Source organism: Arthrobacter sp. 01T419, assembly GCF_056398865.1.
Map to the genome: position 1 here is coordinate 64475 of NZ_JBFTQF010000017.1, position 19428 is coordinate 83902.

General features: G+C 62.9%; 22 protein-coding genes and 1 riboswitch. Of the genes, 10 read left to right on the top strand and 12 right to left on the bottom strand.

Annotated elements, in window-relative coordinates; genetic code table 11:
• Positions 1–3: 3 nt before the first annotated feature.
• On the bottom strand, positions 4–537 hold the full coding sequence (locus AC1DLO_RS19635) for an N-acetyltransferase family protein (protein WP_476891382.1): 534 nt from the start codon (positions 535–537) through the stop codon (positions 4–6).
• A 128-nt stretch (positions 538–665) separates the two neighbouring features.
• Here AC1DLO_RS19635 and AC1DLO_RS19640 point away from each other — a divergent pair, with 128 nt between their 5' ends.
• Positions 666–2189, top strand: coding sequence for a UDP-N-acetylglucosamine 1-carboxyvinyltransferase (locus AC1DLO_RS19640; RefSeq protein ID WP_476891383.1), 1524 nt, complete (start codon positions 666–668; stop codon positions 2187–2189).
• A 157-nt stretch (positions 2190–2346) separates the two neighbouring features.
• Here AC1DLO_RS19640 and AC1DLO_RS19645 read toward each other — a convergent pair whose 3' ends face one another.
• Positions 2347–3174 carry an endonuclease domain-containing protein gene (locus AC1DLO_RS19645; protein ID WP_476891384.1) on the bottom strand — a complete coding sequence of 276 codons (828 nt, stop codon included), beginning with the start codon at positions 3172–3174 and terminating at the stop codon, positions 2347–2349.
• Between the two features lie 258 nt (positions 3175–3432).
• Between AC1DLO_RS19645 and AC1DLO_RS19650 the strand changes: the two genes are divergently transcribed.
• Entirely contained in the window at positions 3433–4677 is a 1245-nt protein-coding gene (locus AC1DLO_RS19650; protein WP_476891385.1) for a glutamate--cysteine ligase 2, read from the top strand.
• Positions 4678–4687: 10 nt separating this feature from the next.
• Here the strand turns inward: AC1DLO_RS19650 and AC1DLO_RS19655 are convergent, their stop codons facing one another.
• From AC1DLO_RS19655 to AC1DLO_RS19670, 4 genes are all read right to left on the bottom strand, one after another.
• Positions 4688–5896, bottom strand: coding sequence for an O-succinylhomoserine sulfhydrylase (locus tag AC1DLO_RS19655; protein WP_476891386.1), 1209 nt, complete (start codon positions 5894–5896; stop codon positions 4688–4690).
• On the bottom strand, positions 5897–6307 hold the full coding sequence (locus AC1DLO_RS19660) for a rhodanese-like domain-containing protein (RefSeq protein WP_184739697.1): 411 nt from the start codon (positions 6305–6307) through the stop codon (positions 5897–5899).
• Complete coding sequence (locus tag AC1DLO_RS19665) at positions 6304–6561, bottom strand: DUF1737 domain-containing protein (protein WP_476891387.1); 258 nt, start codon at positions 6559–6561, stop codon at positions 6304–6306. The genes AC1DLO_RS19660 and AC1DLO_RS19665 overlap by 4 nt, the downstream gene beginning before the upstream one ends.
• A gap of 10 nt (positions 6562–6571) precedes the next feature.
• Positions 6572–6684: riboswitch (SAM riboswitch) on the bottom strand.
• Between the two features lie 80 nt (positions 6685–6764).
• The gene (locus tag AC1DLO_RS19670; RefSeq protein ID WP_184739692.1) at positions 6765–7124 is read right to left on the bottom strand and encodes a hypothetical protein; all 360 of its coding nucleotides are present in this window, start codon (positions 7122–7124) and stop codon (positions 6765–6767) included.
• Between the two features lie 55 nt (positions 7125–7179).
• Here AC1DLO_RS19670 and AC1DLO_RS19675 point away from each other — a divergent pair, with 55 nt between their 5' ends.
• A complete protein-coding gene (locus AC1DLO_RS19675) occupies positions 7180–7611 on the top strand; it encodes an Lrp/AsnC family transcriptional regulator (protein WP_476891388.1) in 432 nt (143 codons plus the stop codon).
• Positions 7612–7771: 160 nt separating this feature from the next.
• The gene (locus tag AC1DLO_RS19680) at positions 7772–8803 is read left to right on the top strand and encodes an ornithine cyclodeaminase (RefSeq protein WP_476891389.1); all 1032 of its coding nucleotides are present in this window, start codon (positions 7772–7774) and stop codon (positions 8801–8803) included.
• A 153-nt stretch (positions 8804–8956) separates the two neighbouring features.
• Here AC1DLO_RS19680 and AC1DLO_RS19685 read toward each other — a convergent pair whose 3' ends face one another.
• From AC1DLO_RS19685 to AC1DLO_RS19695, 3 genes are read right to left on the bottom strand one after another with little or no spacing between them, the layout of a single operon-like run.
• Positions 8957–9484, bottom strand: a complete 528-nt coding sequence (locus AC1DLO_RS19685) for a cupin domain-containing protein (protein ID WP_476891390.1) — start codon at positions 9482–9484, stop codon at positions 8957–8959.
• The gene (locus tag AC1DLO_RS19690; protein ID WP_476891391.1) at positions 9481–9882 is read right to left on the bottom strand and encodes a PAS domain-containing protein; all 402 of its coding nucleotides are present in this window, start codon (positions 9880–9882) and stop codon (positions 9481–9483) included. The genes AC1DLO_RS19685 and AC1DLO_RS19690 overlap by 4 nt, the downstream gene beginning before the upstream one ends.
• Complete coding sequence (locus tag AC1DLO_RS19695) at positions 9879–11546, bottom strand: GMC oxidoreductase (RefSeq protein WP_476891392.1); 1668 nt, start codon at positions 11544–11546, stop codon at positions 9879–9881. The genes AC1DLO_RS19690 and AC1DLO_RS19695 overlap by 4 nt, the downstream gene beginning before the upstream one ends.
• A 368-nt stretch (positions 11547–11914) precedes the next feature.
• On the opposite strand from AC1DLO_RS19695, the gene AC1DLO_RS19700 reads away from it, so the two are divergent.
• From AC1DLO_RS19700 to AC1DLO_RS19710, 3 genes are all read left to right on the top strand, one after another.
• Positions 11915–12127, top strand: a complete 213-nt coding sequence (locus AC1DLO_RS19700) for a hypothetical protein (protein WP_476891393.1) — start codon at positions 11915–11917, stop codon at positions 12125–12127.
• A gap of 130 nt (positions 12128–12257) precedes the next feature.
• Complete coding sequence (locus tag AC1DLO_RS19705) at positions 12258–12815, top strand: hypothetical protein (protein ID WP_476891394.1); 558 nt, start codon at positions 12258–12260, stop codon at positions 12813–12815.
• A gap of 63 nt (positions 12816–12878) precedes the next feature.
• Positions 12879–13379 carry a DinB family protein gene (locus tag AC1DLO_RS19710; RefSeq protein ID WP_476891395.1) on the top strand — a complete coding sequence of 167 codons (501 nt, stop codon included), beginning with the start codon at positions 12879–12881 and terminating at the stop codon, positions 13377–13379.
• Between the two features lie 78 nt (positions 13380–13457).
• Here the strand turns inward: AC1DLO_RS19710 and AC1DLO_RS19715 are convergent, their stop codons facing one another.
• Entirely contained in the window at positions 13458–14399 is a 942-nt protein-coding gene (locus tag AC1DLO_RS19715) for an aminodeoxychorismate lyase (protein ID WP_476891396.1), read from the bottom strand.
• 122 nt (positions 14400–14521) lie between these two features.
• On the opposite strand from AC1DLO_RS19715, the gene cls reads away from it, so the two are divergent.
• Positions 14522–15970, top strand: a complete 1449-nt coding sequence (cls, locus tag AC1DLO_RS19720; protein ID WP_476891397.1) for a cardiolipin synthase — start codon at positions 14522–14524, stop codon at positions 15968–15970.
• Between the two features lie 25 nt (positions 15971–15995).
• Here the strand turns inward: cls and AC1DLO_RS19725 are convergent, their stop codons facing one another.
• The gene (locus tag AC1DLO_RS19725) at positions 15996–16445 is read right to left on the bottom strand and encodes a MarR family winged helix-turn-helix transcriptional regulator (protein ID WP_476891398.1); all 450 of its coding nucleotides are present in this window, start codon (positions 16443–16445) and stop codon (positions 15996–15998) included.
• Positions 16446–16556: 111 nt separating this feature from the next.
• Here AC1DLO_RS19725 and AC1DLO_RS19730 point away from each other — a divergent pair, with 111 nt between their 5' ends.
• Together AC1DLO_RS19730 and AC1DLO_RS19735 are read left to right on the top strand one after the other, a co-directional pair.
• Positions 16557–17654: an NAD(P)/FAD-dependent oxidoreductase gene (locus tag AC1DLO_RS19730; protein ID WP_476891399.1), complete on the top strand. Its 1098-nt coding sequence runs from the start codon at positions 16557–16559 to the stop codon at positions 17652–17654.
• Positions 17655–17746: 92 nt separating this feature from the next.
• Positions 17747–18820: a DNA polymerase IV gene (locus AC1DLO_RS19735; protein WP_476891400.1), complete on the top strand. Its 1074-nt coding sequence runs from the start codon at positions 17747–17749 to the stop codon at positions 18818–18820.
• Positions 18821–18918: 98 nt separating this feature from the next.
• On the opposite strand, the gene AC1DLO_RS19740 is transcribed toward AC1DLO_RS19735, so the two are convergent.
• The gene (locus AC1DLO_RS19740) at positions 18919–19383 is read right to left on the bottom strand and encodes a phage tail protein (protein WP_476891401.1); all 465 of its coding nucleotides are present in this window, start codon (positions 19381–19383) and stop codon (positions 18919–18921) included.
• Positions 19384–19428: the final 45 nt, after the last annotated feature.

Below are 19428 nucleotides of genomic sequence, written 5' to 3' on the forward strand. Positions count from 1 at the left end.
GCTTTATGCGGGCGCGCCAGGGCGGTCCGCCCGCATGAGTATGCCTACGCCGCCGTCGAACGTCGTCGTGTGAAAGCCCGGCGCCCTGGCGACTTCCGCGAACCCCCAGCGGCGATGCAGTCCGATTGACGCGAGGTTGGACGCGTTCACGACGTACCAGGCTTCCGATGCCCGGCGCCATATCCAATCCAGCCGGGCTTGGGTCAAGGCTGTGCCGATTCCCTTGCGTCGACAGTCGGGCCGCACGGTGACGCCGCCCAGGTAGTGGCCCGTGGGCGCGGCGCCGTCGGCATAGTCCCAGGAATGGGTCTTGCCCCAGCCGACAAGCTCCCCGACGTCGGACGCTCCGCGCACGAAAGCGACCACCACAAGGCGCGCGTCGTCGTCGATCGCTTCCGCCAGCATTGCAGCGTCAAGAAAGGGACGCCCGGCTTGGGCTTCGACCTCGAGAATGTGGGCGAGGTCGCTGTCTTTGGCCGGGCGGACCTCCGCACGCAGCGTAGAGGGCGAGTAGTTCGACGATTCGTTGGACCTCATCCGACTGAGCCTGCCTCGTGGTCGCGATGGTGTCAACGCGTATCGCACGAAACGACTAGCAAGCACTGAATCCGGCGTGTTGAATCATGAAATATGCCTCAATAGACCATCTATGATATTTTTTGCTCATGACGCAACCGACTGCCGAACATGTAGGTCTCCTTCTTCGCGATGCCCGAGGCGAAAAGGGCTGGACACAGGGACAGCTCGCTTCGGAACTGGGCACCAGCCAAAGCGCCATTGCCCGCATGGAACAGGGCAAGCAGAACCTCAGCCTCCGAATGATCGAACGCCTTGAGTCCATCTTCGGGCGCACCATCGTCAAAGTCGGCAAACGGCAGATGACACACCTGCGCGTTGAGGGCGGACGCACGCTCTCCGGCTCAGTGGACGTCAACAGTAGCAAGAATGCTGGCGTCGCGCTGCTTTGTGCGAGCCTCATCAACCGAGGCACCACCACCCTGCGTCGGCTTGCCCGGATAGAAGAAGTCAACCGGATCGTCGAGGTTCTGACGTCCATCGGCGTCGAGTGCACTTGGCTCAACGGTAACGATCTCCGCATTCGCCGCCCGGAGACCCTGGACCTCGCCTCGATGGATGTGGAGGCAGCCCGCCGGACCCGCAGCGTCATCATGCTGCTTGGCCCGCTCCTTGATGAAGCGGCCACCTACCAACTGCCGTACGCCGGTGGTTGCGATCTGGGGACCCGTACCGTGGAACCGCACATGCAAGCGTTGCGCCAGTTCGGGCTCTCTGTGGAGGCCAAGTCCGGTTTCTATTCCGTGCAGGCCCCACCGGCCGATGGCGACGATCGCACGTTCGTGCTCACGGAGCGCGGTGACACGGTGACGGAGAACGCCATCATGGCGGCCGCCCACCGCAGCGGCACCACGGTGATCCGCAACGCAAGCCCCAACTACATGGTGCAGGACCTCTGCTTCTACCTGCAGGGACTCGGCGTGGTCATCGACGGCATCGGGACAACCACCCTGAAGATCACTGGCCGCCCGGAGATCGACGTGGATATTGAATACTTCCCGTCCGAAGACCCGATCGAGGCCATGAGCCTGATCACCGCGGGCATCGTGACCAACTCGGAGGTCACCATTTGCCGAGTCCCCATCGAGTTCATGGAGATCGAACTGGCCACGCTTGAGCAGATGGGCCAGCAATTAGACATCTCCGGCGAGTACTTTGCCCGCAACGGACGGACGCGCTTGGTGGATGTCACCACCAAGCCATCCCGGCTGCGCGCCCCCGAGGACAAGATCCATCCGATGCCATTCCCCGGTCTGAACATCGACAACCTGCCATTCTTCGCGGTGATCGCGGGCAATGCCGAGGGCCAGACCATGATCCACGACTGGGTCTACGAGAACCGGGCCATCTACCTGACCGAGCTCAACAAACTCGGAGCCCAGGTACAGCTCCTCGATCCGCACCGCATCTACGTCAATGGCCCCACCAAATGGCGTGGCGCGGAAGTCGGTTGCCCACCGGCCCTCCGTCCCGCCGCGTGCCTGCTGCTGGCCATGCTCGCGGCCCGTGGCACGTCCGAGTTGCGCAACATCTACGTGATTGAACGCGGCTATGAGGACCTGGCCGAGCGACTCAACACCATCGGCGCCAAGATCGAGTACTTCCAGGACTGACGGCGTCGGATTTCAGGGCCGGACTCGACTCCGCGCACTGCGAATCGGAACATTCTGCTGGATCATCCGGGCCCAGCACGCGCTGGCGCCCGGTAAACCGTGGGTGCGCCTTCGGCAAGCTGGCGATGATCCAGCAGATTCGATCGCCGTCCGTTGTCTAGGGCCGGGAGGGCTTGTCTAGGGCCAGGACCGCACGGATTTCCTCCATCACCTGCCCCGGGTTGTTCCAGATCGTCTCGGGAGCGAAGCTCAAGACGTCGAAGCCCCGTGCCTGGGCGGCGTTCAGGCGTGCCATGTCCTTTCTCCACGCCTCCCGGGAACTATGGAAGGCGTAGCCGTTAACTTCGACGATGAGCCGCCGGCCAATCAGAAAGTCGACGCGTCCCACGCCATGGATAGGGACCTGGCGGCGAAATGCCAGGCCTTCCGATTCGAACAGCAGGCGGGCGCTGATCTCGGGTACGGATTCGGACAGGCCATCTGCCTTGGCCAGAAGCCTTCTCGCGTTTCCGTAGCAGTTGGCAGAGATCTCGCTTTCGAGTATTGCCCGCGGGATACCGAACTCTTGGATGGCCGATTGCGCAATCGAAATGGCGTCCACGTCCCGCAAACAGGTCAGCGCGTGAATGACGGTGTCTTCTACGGAGGCCACCGGGACGGCGTTCTCCGTAGACAGGCGAAGACCGCCATGCCGGACGAAGCCCCTGCCCCGGCAGTGCCGCGTGGACAGATGCACACGTTCGGGCTTGTCTTTGATCCACAGGCCGTAGCGTAGTGCGGCACTGGCACAGGTGAGCTGCCCGTTATTGAGAATAGCCGTGAGGTATTCCGTATCCGCTGACGGGAGGGCCCAAATCCCTTTTCGTGGTTGGTGTGCCCCGGCGGCGGCCAGCTTGCGGATGGCTGACGGCGTATAGCCGTTGGCGCGCAGCAGACCAACGCGAGCGACACCGCCCACTGAGACCAGGTATTCCAAGGCATCCATGGATCCAGCCAGTCACGATGTTGGGGTTCACGCGCCAAGGAATGTCGCGTATGTGGATGAGTTGGCCGACATTTTGCTGGATCATCCCCGGGGTGGCTTTCGCCCATGCCCGGAAAATGGGGGCACGCCATCCGCCTGGCAGGAATGATCCAGCAGAATCTGTCGGGAGCCCGCCTCGCCAAACCGCCCGCCCGCCCCGCCCGCCTCGCCAAACTTCGCCCCTGTTTCCCAAAGGCTGCAATGGCGCACAATTGATCCGTGCGCACTTTTGGTGTGGAAGAGGAGTTGTTGATCGTCGATCCCGTGACCGGCGAGCCGCTTGCCCTTGCCGACGCGCTCCTTTCGGGAGTGGCCCAGAACGGCGCCACCCCGGACACCCAGGAATCCAGCGTGAACCCCGAGGACATGGACGGCCCTGATACCGCCCTCAGCCATGAGCTCAAGCTTGAGCAGATCGAGACCCAGACCCGGCCATGCCGCAGTTACGCCGAGCTGTTGCACCAGATCCGCAAGGGTCGGGGCCTCGCGAGCCACGCGGCACGGCTCCACGGTGCAAGGATCGCGGCGTTGGCCACGTCACCCGTGGACGCCGCTTTGCACACCACTCCGGATCCCCGGTACGCCGTCATGCTCGAACGCTTCGGCATCACGGCACACGAACAGCTCACCTGCGGATTCCACGTCCACACCTCGATCGAGTCCCCGGAGGAAGGCGTGGTGATCCTGGACCACATCCGGGACAAGCTCGCAGTCCTCACCGCCATCAGCGCCAATTCGCCCTACTGGCGGGGGCTGGCGACGGGTTTTGAGAGCTACCGGACGCAGGCGTGGAACCGTTGGCCGTCATCGGGACCGTCGGCCCTCTTCGGATCCCTGGCCTCCTACCGGCGGGTGGTCCAGAGGCTCATCGAAACGGGTGTCCTGCTGGACGAGGGCATGGTTTACTTCGACGCCCGGTTGTCCCGGCACGTCCCCACGGTGGAGGTCCGGGTGGCCGATGTCTGCCTGCGGGCCGAGGATGCTGCGCTGATTGCAGTGCTGGTCAGGGCCTTGGTGGAGACCTCCGTGCGTGAATACCATGCCGGCGTGGAGCCTGCGTCCGTGCCCACGGCGCTCTTGCGGATGGCGTCCTGGCAGGCAAGCAACTTCGGACTGCGCGGCGAACTCTTGGACTTTGGAACCTTTCGGCCGGAGCCCGCCGCCGACGTCGTCTGGTCCTTGGTGGAGTATCTCGAACCCATCCTGGCCGAACAGGGTGAACTCGAATTGGCACAAGCGGGCGTGGCAGCCATCCTGAGCCGTGGCAATGGCGCGATCGAGCAGCGCGGAGTTGCCGAGCGCTGGAGCGAGAACAACGGGGGCACCCCCGACGCCGCCGGGCTGGCCGCCGTCGTGCAGCACGCCGTCCAGATCACGATGCGCTCAGAGAGGGACGAGAGCGACACCAAACCCCAGCCCGTGCTCACCTGGGTGCGCCAGGACTGGCGCGAGGCGCCGGGCTGACCACGCCCGGCTAGACCTGCTTGAGTGCCTGCTCCAAGTCACGGATGAGATCGTCCACGTCCTCCAGACCGACCGAAAGCCGTACGACGCCGTCGGCCAGCCCGATGGCCGCCCGGCCTTCCGGACCCATGGCGCGGTGCGTGGTAGTGGCCGGGTGAGTGATGAGGGACTTGGAGTCTCCCAGGTTGTTCGAGATGTCGATGACAGAGAGCCCGTCCAGCAGAGCGAAAGCGGCCTCCTTCGCCGAGCGTCCCGCAGAAGGGAGCAGCTCGAAGGTCAGTACCGTTCCGCCGGCCTTCATTTGTTTGGCGGCGAGCTCGTACTGCGGGTGCGATTTCAAGAGCGGGTACTTGACCCAGCTGATGGCTGGCTGCTCCTCAAGCCATTCGGCGATCCGCTGCGCCGATGCTGAGGAATGGTTCACGCGGAGCGCCATCGTTTCCAGGCCCTTGGTCAGGACCCAGGCGTTGAACGCGGAGAGGGACGGCCCGGTGTGCCTCATGAGCTGCTTGACGGGACCGTCGATGAACTCCTTGGTGCCCAGAATGGCACCGCCCAGGACTCGTCCCTGGCCGTCGATGTGCTTAGTACCCGAGTAGACAATCACGTCTGCGCCGAGATCGCCGCAGCGCTGCAGCAAGGGAGTGGCAAAGACGTTGTCGACGACGACCGTGGCGCCCGCCGCGTGGGCGAGCTCGCTCACCGCGGCGATGTCGACGATTTCCTGCATCGGGTTCGACGGCGACTCGAAGAACACCGCCGTTGTCGGCTCGGACAAGGCTGCGCGCCACTGGTCCAGGTCTGGTCCGTCAACGAAGACGGTCTCGACGCCCCAGCGCGGCAGGATCTCGTTGAGGATCACGAAGCAGGAACCGAACAGCGAACGCGCGGCAACCACCCGGTCGCCCGCTGCCAGCAACGCACCCAGGGCGGTGAAGACAGCGGACATGCCCGACGCCGTCGCGAAGCACGCTTCGGTGCCTTCAAGCAGGCGGAGACGCTCCTGGAAGGTTGCCACGGAGGGGTTGCCGTAACGGGAGTAGACGAAGCGCTCGTCTTCGCCGGTGAACGCGCGCTCGGCGGCTTCCGCGGATTCGTAGACGAAGCCGGAGTTGAGGAAGACGGCTTCTGAAGTCTCTTGGAAATTGGTGCGGTCAAGGCCTCCGCGGACTGCCTGGGTGTCAGGGCTCCAGCCGGCGGCGTCAGGATTGAAAGTCACTTAGATGTTCCCCAGGTTCGTCGGAAGTCCACGGTTTTTCCAGCCGTTCACGGTTCGCTCGCCGTAGCGGTCAGGCTCGCCTTCAAAGCCCTCCAGGACGTTGTAGGAGGTGTAGCCGGCCTGTGTTGCGGCGATCGCGGCGGCGATGGAACGCTGGCCGGAGCGGCAGAGGAAAACCAACTCGGTGCCATTTTCCTCCGGGGCCTGCTGCTTCAGCTCGTCGATGAATCTCGAGTTGGGGATGCCGCCGGCGAAGTTCCACTGGATGAACAAGGGATCATTCTCGGTGGCTTTGGTGTCCGGGATGCCGATGTGTGCCCACTCGCCTTCGGTGCGGACGTCCACCAGAATGGCGCCTTGTTCGAGCTTGGCCCAGGCGTCGTGCGGACTCAGGTCGCCTGCGTAGCTCATGCGTGGCCCTCGCCGTCGAACTCTTCATCGAGCTGGTCTACGGCGTTGGCGACTGCCGCATCCGCGCTCGCGATCGCCGCGGGCAGGACGATGGCTTGCGCCACAATCACGTCCGTGCCGTTGAAGGTCGCGGCCGGGCTGCCGTGCAGCACGTATCCCTCGGCGAGGGCAGTGGAGATCCTCTCGCAGAATTCCCGCGTGTCAGGACCCGTGACGAGACGGTAGGAGAGTTTTTCTTCGGTGGGTTCAGGCATTGGTGCTCCTCAGTCACGCTTGCAGTTCGAAAGTGTCGATACGCCGAGTAGTCACCTGAGGCACCCCGCCGGAGAGAGGGTTGCCGACCAGCAAGTCAGGGCTTCGCGCTGGTGCTCATTACTCAAGAAGAAAATAACATCCGCGACGGCGGCCTGCATCACCGGCCGTCGTCATGTTCCGTAACCGGACGGCGGCCGAGGGCCTAGGCCTCGGTTTCATTCGGCAGCGGTTCCAGGCTTGCCTGGATACGGGGCGGAAGGGCATCAAGCCGTGACGCTACTCCTGAGGGGGAGTGATGAAAAGTGGAACCTTGGTGTTTCCGGATTTCCAGCAGCTCGTGTACGGATATCCCAGTGGCCGTGGCTAGTGCATGCAGCGAGAGGCTGTTGTGATGAGCCAAGGCAAAGACCACACCTGACAGGGCTTCGAAACCCTCCGTCTCGTAAATTTCCTTGACCAAGTTGGACATACCATTCGCATCATCGATTGATCCCGCGGACGCGGCGGTCGCCATGGCGGTCAGCGACCATGCGGCAGAGTCGGGGCTGATGTAAATGCTCATGTCGATACCCTACGGACTCGGCCCCTCTTGTGGAATGGGCGATACGTTTATCTTTATGGCAGCACTCACCGACCTTGACCGCCAGCTCCTCTCTGCCCTGAGGGAGGACGGCAGGGCGTCCGTGGCCAGCCTTGCGCGGAAGCTGGGCGTCGCTAGGGCCACCGTGAACAGCCGGCTTGAGCGTCTTGTCACCTCCGGAACCATCGTTGGCTTTACCGCGAGGGTCCGCGACGAGTTTGATCCACTTGCCATTCGGGCTATTGCGCTCATAGCGGTGGAGGGCAGGTCGGCGGACAAGGTTATTCGCCAGCTCCGGGGACTTCCCGAGATTTGGGCCCTGCACACCACGAACGGCGGTTGGGACCTCGTGGCTGAGCTACGCACGGAGAGCCTCAGCGACTTTGACCAAGTGTTGGGCAGGATCCGCGGGATCGAAGGGATCGTCAATAGCGAGACAAGCCTGTTACTTAGTTCCGTCCTCCGGTAGTCGCCCGCATTACGGACGCTTGCCGAATGATCATTGTGTACATACGTGTGCGTCATTTTGTACGGATTTTCAATGAAAAGTACGTACTTTGGCAATTGTGCATGCATATCGCCGCTCCGTAGCCTCGTAGCAACAGTGCTTATGAGGGAAAGGAGCGCACATGACGCGCTTTGTCGATGTCCGCAATATGGTTCGCTGGACGGCCGTGCGGGGCCCGGAGGCCATCATCTCGGAGATGATTCAGTATTTGGAAGACGACTTCCGGCGGTGGGAATCTTTTGACAAGACTCCCCGGGTGGCAAGTCACACGCCATTTGGTGTCATCGAGCTGATGCCCACCAGCGACCATGAAACATACGGCTTCAAGTATGTAAATGGACACCCTTCGAATCCCGCGCGCGGCTTCCAGACAGTGACAGCTTTCGGTGTCTTGTCCGACGTCCATAACGGCTATCCGACGTTCCTTGCGGAGATGACGGTGCTGACAGCGCTTCGAACGGCGGCTACGTCCGGGATGGTCGCGAAGAAACTCGCGCGCCCCGATGCCCGGATCATGGGGATGATCGGAACCGGAACCCAATCGGAGTTTCAGGCCCTGGCCTTTCGGGCGGCCCTGGGTATTAACACCGTCAGGATTTGGGACACGGATCCTGATGCGATGGAGAAGTTCGTCCGGAACATGGCTCCGCTCGGCTTCGACGTCACCATTGCAGACTCGGCGGCCCATGCAGTGGAGGGCGCCGACGTCATCACCACGTGCACGGCGGACAAGGCCAACGCCACGATCCTGACGGCAGACCAGGTTTCGACCGGTGTTCACATCAACGCGATCGGTGGCGACTGCCCAGGGAAGACCGAGCTCGACGCTGCCATCCTGGACCTCGGCGACGTGTTTGTGGAATACGATCCCCAGACACGGATTGAAGGCGAGATCCAGCAAATGTCCGCCGATTTTCCCGTCACGGAATTCTGGCAAGTCCTGGGCGGGCACGCGCCGGGCCGGACCTCCAGCGACCAGATCACGATATTCGATTCCGTGGGCTTTGCGATCGAGGACTTTTCCGCCTTGCGGTATCTCCGCAATGCCGTTGACGGCTCGGAGTTCTTCGAGGAGATCGACCTCGTCGCTAACCCCGATGACCCCAAGGACCTCTTCGGTCTGGTGCGGGCGCTTTCTCCGATCGGATCCTGAGGAGCCCCAACTGACTCGCATTTGTGGTCGTTTTCAGGCCTCGTAACGGCAGCTACTGCGAGTCAGTTGGGAAAGAAGCCTGATGCGCCGGCCCCAGAACCGGCGCATCAGACGCTTTTATCCCGGCTTATATGGCCATCCCGCCAACCCCGGCTATTCCGCCGCGAGGCGCAGGATCAGCTCAGCATGCCCAGGAAACCTCAAAACGAGCGACTCGATGTCCCGTGCCGTTGGTTTCACGGAGTCCGATCTCTCGTATCCCGGGGTGAGACTGCAGCTGACCAAGGCGAACCCCGGACCGGCCAACTCGGCGCCGAACCACGTGGAGTTCGGCGCAACTCCTTGCAACGTCTCGCCTGCTTCCGGATCCGGCCCCAACAAAGTCTCGGAATAGCCAAAGTCCTCATGTCCAAGCTCCCGGGAGAAGACATGCAGCCTGATTGGCGTACCCAGGTGGAAGAACCACAGTTCATCCTGCTTGAGGGCATGCAACTGGAGGACCTCCCCCGACTGAAGCAGGTACCAGTTGGAGCTGTAGAGGGGATGGTCGACGCCGAAGCGCGGAGGCAGCGCCGAACCGGCTATGTCCTCGTTGCTCACCAGAGCGGGCGCGAACCAGCCGCCCACGATAGCGGGGGACATGTCCAGCCGCTTGATCCAGTCCTCTGCGGCGGCCGTCATGTGATCGGATCCTTCAGTGAGAAGCAGACCGTGATCCCGATGATCTCCTTGCTGCCCAGGGCACGCAACAACCCTTTTTGGGTCACGATGTCCACATTCACCATGCCGCCCTCCTTGCTGGGGACGGCGATGGTTTCGTGGAAGTTGAGCAGCGGCTTTCCGCTCGCCATCACTTCCTTGTCGTGGGCAACGTGTTCCGCGCGCGAGTCCTGGTGTCCGATCAGTTCCGACTTGCTCATGCCCACCAAATCCGCGAAGTTCTGGTTGACCCACAGAAAGACCGAATTCGCGTCCTTCACCACCCAATACACGCCGTCCTGCCGGTCCAGCACGTCGGCGACGCTCATCGGCGGAACCGTGGGAAGGAGTGCCGGGTCCAGCGCTGGGGCGACGGTCACGGCGCTGCCGCCGCTCCGCCGTCGGCCTCCAGTCTTTCGGCGAGGTCCTGGGCCAGGGCCACCATGGTCATGGTCGGATTCCAGGAACCGCCGGTGGGCCAGAGGCTGCCGCCGGTGACGAAGACGTTCTGCACGCCGTTGAGGCGGTAGTCGGTCCCGACGACGGCGTCCTCCTCTTCGCTGATTGGCAGGCTCGAGCTTTCGTGGACCAAGCCCGGTACGCGGCGTTCCGGGGTGGCGGGACGCTCGGCGCCCCAGCTCCCTGCGTCGGGATCCCCGTGCCAGTATTCGACGCGCTCCGCGCCGGCCGGGGACAGGACCCGCTCCAGCATCTGGAAGGTTCCCTCGTCCATGGTGTCCCACGTTTCGTCGTCGGTGGCGTTGGCCAGCACCTGCAAGGTGACGTTGCAGGTGGGGTCGGCCCCGCCGGACAGGCGCAAATGGTTCTCCGGGTTGCTTTCGTCCAGCTCGCCGAGGACGGCACAGACGAACACCAGGTAGTCCTCCGAAGACCGCAGCTGTGCCAGCGAAGCCGTGGCGACGACGTCGGGGGCGTAGCGTTCGGACTTCTGGGCGTTCTTGTCAGGGAAACGGTCTGAGAGGACTGAAAGCTGTACGTGGTACTGCATGCCGGCCGGGCTCTTGCCCGCCAGATAGATGGCCGCCAACTCCAGCTCGCCGAGTTGTTCGCTGAAGTCAAAATCCTTGCGAGGTACCCGGGCCACGACGGAGGTGATGAAGTGGGCGCTGAAGTGCCCACCTGCCCCTTGAACTTGCGGGAATGAATTGAGGACCAGGGTCGCCGGAGGAAGAGTGCCCATGGCCAGGACCAGGTTGGCATTGCCGACATTCACCACGCCGCGATTGGTGTTCAATGCCGTGGCCCGTCCGTCCTGCTGGAGCACACTCAACACCGTGCAGTCCGTGACCATGCGAAGAGCGGCGCCCTTGCCTTGGGACTCAAGTGCCGCCTGCTTGTCCGACAGTTCAAGCAGGACCGCCGGTGTGGAGAACTTCGCGAAGTCCACGCCTGAGCTTGCGCCGGTTGCCGCGGCGAGTGGGGCCGGCATGCTGCGGGTGGCGGAATCGATCTTGTGCAGGCCCGCCTCAAGCCGCTCCTGGAGGGCTTTCTGCATGATTCCGTAAACAGGTCGGGTGTTGTTGATGAGATCGACGACGTCGGCTGACCGTCCGGCGTCGATCTGGTCCGCCGAAACCACGTTGAGCAGGTCTTCCGCCGACGTGAAGTGTGACTTGGCGGCGTCCATCACCGCCCGTGGCCATCCCCGCATTTCATCTTCCTCGGGGCGGGGACACCAGGCGCTCCACATGATGCTGCGTCCGCCATAGAAGGGGACCATGCCGTGCTGCCAGGAAATCTTGCCGGGCGGCTGGGTGGCCGTGGCGGCCGCCAAGGTCCAAGGGAAGGTCTCCGAGAGGCCTCCTAATGTCTCCTTGTAGGGCAGTGGCAGGTTCTGGAAATGCTGCGGCAAGAAAAACGGACCCCGTTCAATGATCAGGATCCGCGCATGCGGGTTGACCGTTAGGGTCCGCTCAGCAAAGGCGTAGGCGCAGAACCCGGTGCCGATGACAATGTGGTCGAATTGTTCTTCTTCGCGGACTTTTTTCCATTCCCCTTCGGAGAGGAAGAAAACATGATCCATGACCTTCTGGGGCGAGGGATCCTGGGGTCCGGGTGTGGGAAAACCGTGATTGAAATTCTGGGACGAAGAAACTGCACTCACAATGATGCCCTCCATCAGCTTGCTGGTTCCACGGCACCGTGAAACCAGGTGCCCGCTGGGCCCTAGAGGTAGATCACCCTTCCCCAGCAGGGTTCACGAGGACTAGTTAACTACCGCGGCCATGGCGGCACAATAGACTTGGCACGCTAAATTTCCCGGCCGGTTTTTCAGGGGTTGGTGTGACTTAACTACCGTCCGCGTGGATAGACCGCGAGGGGCCTGTGCCCATTCGAATGTGCCTTGGCGCGACTATAATTTTGTTCACACCCCGCAGCGGGAGATGAGCGATGATACGCGGAATTGGCAGGCGTAAAATGGGCAGGCGTCGAATTGGTCTGTTCGGGATCATATATCTGGCCGTCGGTGTACTGGTCGCCAGCACCCACGGCTATCTCGTGGCGTGGAACATCCCAGCCAACTTTCTGAAGGGCCTGGTGGCGATTGTGCTCTGGCCGCTAGTGGCCCTCTTTGGTGTTGATTTCCATACCTTGATTGCCTAGCCCCGCTTCCGGCGTCCGTGGTTCTTCGCTGCTCCAAATTCGGAGAAGCTCGGATAGAGGGGCAACAGCTGCTGGACGAGGCTGCATTCGACAACGAATAGTTTCTCTCTGGCTCGGTACACTCGGATTCATGTCGGGTCATGGGGGAACCAGAACTGTAGCCGTACTAGTGTCCGGGCTGCTCTTGGCCCTCGGCATGTCCGGTTGCGAATACACCGACGCCGGTGATCCGCAGCGGGCTGCCGCGCCCACTCGGAGTTCCCAGCCTCGGGCACCGCTGCCCACCAAGGATCAGGCAACGGTGGCACTTGAGGCCAGCAACCTGGTTACGGCAAAAAGGCTGCTCGGGCAAGGATCCGGGGCTGTGATCTTGGAGGACTCCGGCACCGTGGGTGGCGCGGTCAGCGGCGTCAACAAGAGCGCCAGAGTGGAGGACGCAGGCTCCTACACCGTGACGGCAGCTTGCGTTGGTGCTCCGGAGGTCCAGCTGGTCATCGCCCAAGATCCACGGACCGGACTGGCCCCGGATGACCAGACATTCGATTGCTCCGCCCCCTATGCGCGCGTTGTTCAGCTGCAGCCCGGGCCGGTTAGCGTCCAGGTCCACGTGGCGCGGGCCAATTCGGGTAACTCCACCTCCGCCGGAGCGGGAGAAGTCGCCGCGGTGAGGATCACGGCCAACGGCTGAGAAGAAGCGAGCATGACTTGGTAGTCGATTGCGCCGGAGTGACGCTCTTGGGATACTCCACGCATGTCTTCTCTTCCTGTGACGTTTGCCGAGGACGTCATCAACCAGCCAATCAGGAACCAATTCGAAGCATTCATCGATGAGCACCGCCGTGCGCTCAATGCCTGCTTGAACGGGATGACTGAGGAACAAGCCCGCAGGTCATTGGTGCCGTCCCGGACCACTCTGCTAGGTCTCGTGAAGCACGCGACCTTCGTCGAGAAGGTCTGGTTCGACGAAGCCATCACTTGCCGTCCACGCGCCGAGATCGGTATCCCCGCGACGCCGGACGAGTCGTTTATCCTCGATGACGCCGACACCATCGCCTCCGTCCAGCAAGCACACCTAGAGGCATGCGAGGCATCGCGCCTTGCGACCTCATCCTTCGGACTGGATGACCTGCTCAACGGCAACCGACGTGGCCCGCTCCCGCTGCGCTGGGTGTACCTTCACCTGCTGCGCGAGCTTGCCCAACACTGCGGGCATGCCGACATCCTGCGCGAGCAGATCCTCGCACCCATGTGACTCGCAGTAGATGTCGTTTAGGGCGCTCTAAACGACATCTACTGCTAGCTAGTTGGGCAGGCGGAGCGGCAGCGAGCCCTACTCGATCCCTGCGAACAGCTCGTTGAGCTCGGCGGTGAGCTGCTTCCGCATCGCGGGCGTACCGATCTCCTTGCCGTCCACGTGATTGACGGGCGCGATAAGCCGGATACTTGAGATCAGCCACACGGCGTCGGCGTCGAACAGATCGTCCGGGACCAGCGGGCCGTAGCCGAGCTCCCAGCCCGCTGCTTTTGCCTTGGTGAAAAGCGCGTCCTGGGAGGTGCCCGGGAGGATGCCGCTGTCCAGTTGCGGCGTGATGAGGCGCTTGACGGTGCGCACGGAGCCGGCGCCGTCGTCGACCGTTTCAACATGCGCCAGCAAAACGGTGGACGTCGGGCCCTCCAGAACGCGGCCGTCGGTTGAGGTGAAGATGGCGTCGTCCGCGCCTTGCTTATGCGCGTAGCGCAGCGCAGCCATGTTCACGGCGTAGGAGAGCGTCTTCGCGCCGAGCAGCAGCCAGGGGGCGCGGTCGCCCGCCTCGGTGTCGAAGCCGCGGTCAAGAAGTACGACGTCGATGCCCGTCTCGCGCTGCCGGCGACTGCCCGCGGGGGACGGCGAAGCCTGGATCCAGCATGTGGGAGTCGACGCGCCTTCTACACCGCGTGTCACCAGAAGCTTGATGACTACCTCGTCCTCGGCCGGGCTCGGCGCGGGGAAGGCGTCGCGGAACTCGGTGATCGCCGTGTCGATTGCCCGCCGCCAGACTTCCGGCTCGGGAATGTTGAGGTCCAGCGCGCGGGCTGAGCTTTCAAGCCTGTTCAGGTGGGCTTGGACCTTCCGTGCCCGGCCCTCGACGGCGAGCAGCGACTCGAAGACGCCGTCGCCTCGAGTGGCACCCAGGTCCGTGGCCATGAGCTGTGGCTGGCTGGAATCGGCGATACGGCCGTTTTCGAACGCGGGATCCAGGAAAACGAGGACCGTCGAGGCAGGAAAAGTCATGCTTCCAGCTTAGTGCGGCCCTGCAGGACGAGCGGCCAGGACCGGGGTGCCAGATAGGCTGTGGTGACTGCTAGTTCATTGACCGTGGGGGTTGTCGAGTGCTGTTTCCTTTTCAGTTCGGGATGGAGTGGACTTGGCTCCTCAGTGCCTGGGCGATCGCTGAAATCATCTTGCGCATCGTGCTGCTGGGCGTCATCCCGGGAAACCGTCGTCCCACGACGGCCATGGCTTGGCTCCTGGCCGTTTTCCTCGTACCTTCCGTCGGTTTCGTCCTGTTCCTGTTGTTCGGCAATTTCCGGCTGTCCCGCCGTCGCCGTGAGCAGCAAGAGGAGGTCAACGAAAGGGTGCGTGCCGGCACTTCGGCAATTGCCGACGTCGTAAGCACATACTCCGGACCCGAATGGGTGACGTCGGCGGGTGAACTGAACCGGCGCCTCGGCTCGCTCCCCATGGTGGACGGCAACTCCGTCGAGCTGATCCCCGGCTACGAGGAATCACTCAAGGCCATGGCAGAAGCGGTTCGCGGGGCCAAAAAGTTCGTCAATGCGGAGTTCTACATCATGAGCAGCGACTCCGTTACGGACGAGCTCCTCACCGAATTGGAAAACGCAGCCGTGCGCGGTGTCAGCGTTCGGCTCCTCTTCGACCACATCGGCACGTTGCGGATTCCCGGCTACCGGAGGCTGGTCCGCAGGCTCAAACGCAGCCAGATCCAGTGGCGCCGCATGCTGCCGTTGTTGCCCATCCACGGTCAGTGGCGCCGTCCGGATTTGCGGAACCACCGGAAAATCCTCGTGATCGACGGCGAAATCGCCTTCACCGGCTCCCAGAACCTGATCGAGCCCTCCTATAACAACCCCAAGCACCGGCGCGCCGGCCGCAAATGGGTGGAGCTCATGGCGCGCATGGAGGGGCCGATCGTAGCCACCCTCAACGTCGTCTTCGCCACAGACTGGCTCAGTGAAACCGACGAATCCCTCGAATACCAGTTGCAGGTCCCGGTCCAAGCGACGCCTGGCAGGATGACCGCCCAAGTGGTTCCGAGCGGGCCGGGATTCGTTACGGAAAACAACCTGCGCCTCTTCAACACCCTCATCTACTCGGCCCAGCACCGCATCTCAATCTGCAGCCCATACTTCGTGCCGGACGATTCGCTTCTCTATGCCATTACGACGGCGGCCCAGCGTGGCGTGGACGTGGAACTTTTCGTCTCCGAGAAGGGCGACCAGTTCCTGGTTCACCACGCGCAGCGGTCCTACTACGAGGCGCTTCTGGAAGCGGGAGTGCGGATCTACTTGTACCGTGCGCCGTACGTGCTGCACGCCAAGCACTTCACGATCGACGATGAAGTGGCGGTCCTCGGTTCAAGCAATATGGACATGCGCTCGTTCTCGCTCAACATGGAGGTCTCCGTCATGCTCCTCGGTGCCGAGGCCGTGGACAGGATGCGCTCGGTGGAGTCTTCCTATCGCGAAATGTGCCGCGAGCTGACCCTGGACAATTGGCTGGACCGGCCGATGCTTGCCAAGTACGTGGACAACGTGGCGCGATTGACGGCTACGCTGCAGTAATTGGGGTGGCGTCGCCGCGTTTCGGTCAATCCTCAGCGCAGGCTTCGTCTGCGGGTTCGGCGTGAATCCGCGACAGCAGCCCATGGAGTTGCTGGAGCTCATCCGCGGAGAACCCGGCAAAGGCCTCGCGTTCGACGTCGCCCACGGCAACTTCGATTGACGCGACAGCGCGCTTGCCTTCCGCGGTGATTTCAACGATATGACGACGGCGGTCCGCGGGATCGCGGCGCCGTTCCGCCAGCCCTCCGCTTTCGAGATCGTTCAGGACCGCCACGAGAGCGCTCGCATCGATGGAAAGAATTTCGATGAGGCCTTGCTGACTGATGGGCCCGGAATCGTCAAGCCGACACAGGAGGACCGCGTGCCTCGGGCTGAGTCCGGAGGAGTCCAGCGCTTGGCGGAGGCGTGTGTTCATGATGCGCCCATGGCGCGCCAAGAGAAACCCCAGTTGTTTGCCTGCTGCTGAAGGACTCATCGAGAAAATCTTATCATCGGGGAAATTATTGCCCAGGTGAAATCGTTGTCTTTCATAAACGATCTGGGCGGCACAAGCCGAGCAGCGTGAGCCTCTTACTAAGGAGTTGCCATGAATGACCAGGCTCCGCACCCCACGGTGGCGGTTATCGGCGGAGGATACGGTGGAATCGCCGTAGCCAAAGCACTCGACGAACATGCGACGGTTACCTTGGTGGAGCCCAAGGACGCCTTTGTCCACAACATCGCGGCGCTACGATCCGTGGTCCAGCCGGACTTCTTGCCGCGGATGTTCCTTCCGTATGACCGCTTGCTGGTGCGCGGCGAGGTGTTGCGTGATCGAGCTGTCAGGGTAGACGGGCACACCGTCGAGTTGGCCTCTGGGACCCGACTGACGCCGGACTACATCGTCCTCGCCAGCGGTTCCAGCTACCCCTTCCCGGCCAAGAGTGATCGGATGGTCACCACTGAGGCCATCGCCCGCTACCAAGCAGCACACGATGACCTCAAACGGGCCAGCAGGGTGATGCTCCTCGGCGCCGGGGCCGTGGGCCTCGAATTTGCCGGCGAGATCGCCGCGGCATGGCCGGACAAAGACATTGTGCTGGTGGACTTGGCGCCGGACATCCTTCCCGGACAGTACGATCCACGGTTGCGGGTGGAGGTCAACCGGCAGCTGGATGATCTCGGCGTGCGGCGAATTATGGGCAGCGGGTTGGTCCAGCTGCCCCCGGTTCCCGCCGGGGAGCTCGGTACTTTCACGGTCAACAACACGGACGGCACTTCCATCGAAGCGGACATCTGGTTCCGCTGCTATGGGATCGCTCCGCAGACGGACTACGTAGCGGGGGACCTCCTTGCCGCGCGCACAGCAGAGGGCTACCTGGAAGTCACACCGGAACTCCGCGTGGTGGGCTTCGAGAACGTCTATGCCCTGGGTGACATCTCGGCGATCGACGTGAACAAGGCCGGGGTCGCGGGACGCGAGGCCGCGGTTGTTGCCAAGAACATCCAAGCCCAGATCAGCGATTCCGAAGAACTGACGGCGTGGTCGCCGTCGCGCCCGGTGATCATTCTTCCTTTGGGGCCTACGGGCGGTTCGGGACAACTGCCCGACGGCGAGATCGCCAGCCCGGAGGTGATCTCCAAGATCAAAGGCCAACACATGATGATCGACCGCTACGTCGAGATGCTGAACCTGACCCCGTGAGGTAAGGACCGCCGTCGGGAGGCTGGAGGCTCAGCGGCAAAGTTCGGTGGAGAACCGCTGCTAGCTGGGGATGTTTAAGGCAGACTGGTGGCGTGAGCGGAATCCCGTGGGTGCTGCACGTTGATCTCGACCAGTTCATCGCGGCGGTCGAAGTGCTGCGGCGGCCGGAGCTTGCGGGCAAGCCGATCATTGTCGGCGGTCGGGGGGACCCGACGGAACGGGCCGTGGTGTCCACCGCATCCTACGAAGCCAGGGCGTTCGGTGTGGGTTCCGGAATGCCTCTACGCGTTGCGGCCCGGAAAGTGCCCGACGCCGTGATCTTGCCCGTCGATCAGGAGGCCTACCTCGCGGCGTCTGAAACAGTGATGGCCACCCTGCGCGCGCAGCCCGGCGCGACCGTGCAGGTGCTGGGTTGGGATGAAGCGTTTGTAGGCATTGAGACAGAGAATCCGGAAGCCTACGCCCGGCTGGTGCAGGACGCCGTCCTGGAGCGAACGCAGCTGCATTGCAGCGTGGGCATCGGCGACACCTTGGTCCGGGCCAAGGTCGCTACCGGTTTCGGCAAGCCAGCCGGGGTCTTCCGTCTCACTGCCGGGAACTGGCTCGACGTCATGGGCAGCCGGCCCACCAAGGACCTGTGGGGCGTCGGAGCCAGGGTGTCGGGCCGGCTGGCCAAACTCGGGATCAACACAGTCGCCGAGCTCGCCGCGTCCGATCCCCATGACCTCGTCCCGGAGTTCGGCCCGAGGATGGGTCCTTGGTACGCGCAGCTCGGACGCGGGGACGGCGCCAGCGTTGTGGACGACACCCCGTGGGTTGCCCGCGGGCATAGCCGGGAGACCACCTTCCAGCAGGACCTGACCGAGCCGGCCCAAATAGACGACGCCGTGAAGGAGCTGGCAGCGCGTGTCCTGGAGGACGTCGTGGCCGAAGGACGGCCCGTGGTTGGGCTGACCCTCAAGGTTCGGTACGCGCCGTTCTTCACCACGACCCACGCGAGGAAGATTCCAGAGACATTCGACCGGAACGAAATCCTCGCGCGGGCCTTGGACCTCGCAACCGGAATCGAAGAGGGCCGTCCGATCCGACTTCTAGGCCTGCGGGCCGAAATGGCAATGCCCGACGATGCCCGGAAGGGACATACGCCCACGCGCGGCGGTTGGTGACGGCGTCGCTGCCCTTGCCTCTACCAGCGCGGCGTCGGTCTTGCCAGCACGGCACCGGTCTTTACCAGCAAGGCACTGCTCAGATGCGGTGAGCGCGGTCAGTACTCGCCTTTGATCACGAAGTAGGAGCCGCGGATAACGCCCGCCAGCTTCGACTTCTGGCGGGCGAACTTGAAGCGCGGCGCCAGTTCTTCCGGAATCTCCATGCCGTCGGCGAGTTTGAATCCGACCGCCCGCTTCCCGCCGTCGTCGACGCTGTACATGACATTGATCGACAGTCCCGACTCGTAGAAAACGTAGGCCATCCGCAAACCGTCAACCTCGAAGGCGGTCGCTTCTAGCGGCCGGGACCCGATGACGATGTCACGCTCCTCCCGGAGTATCCGGCTCACCCGCTCGACCACCTCCGGAACCTCGCTCGCGGGGCTCACTGTGAAGACGTGGTCGTACTTGTTCCGGTAATAGCGGGCCTCGTTGGCGCGCAACCCGGCGAGGGTTTCGGCGACCGGAGAGGACTCCAATCCGACTGTAGAGACGTTTCCGAAGTCAACGATGTACGGCATGCAACCTCCTGGTAAGACGTAGTGGGACCAATGCTAACGCGACGA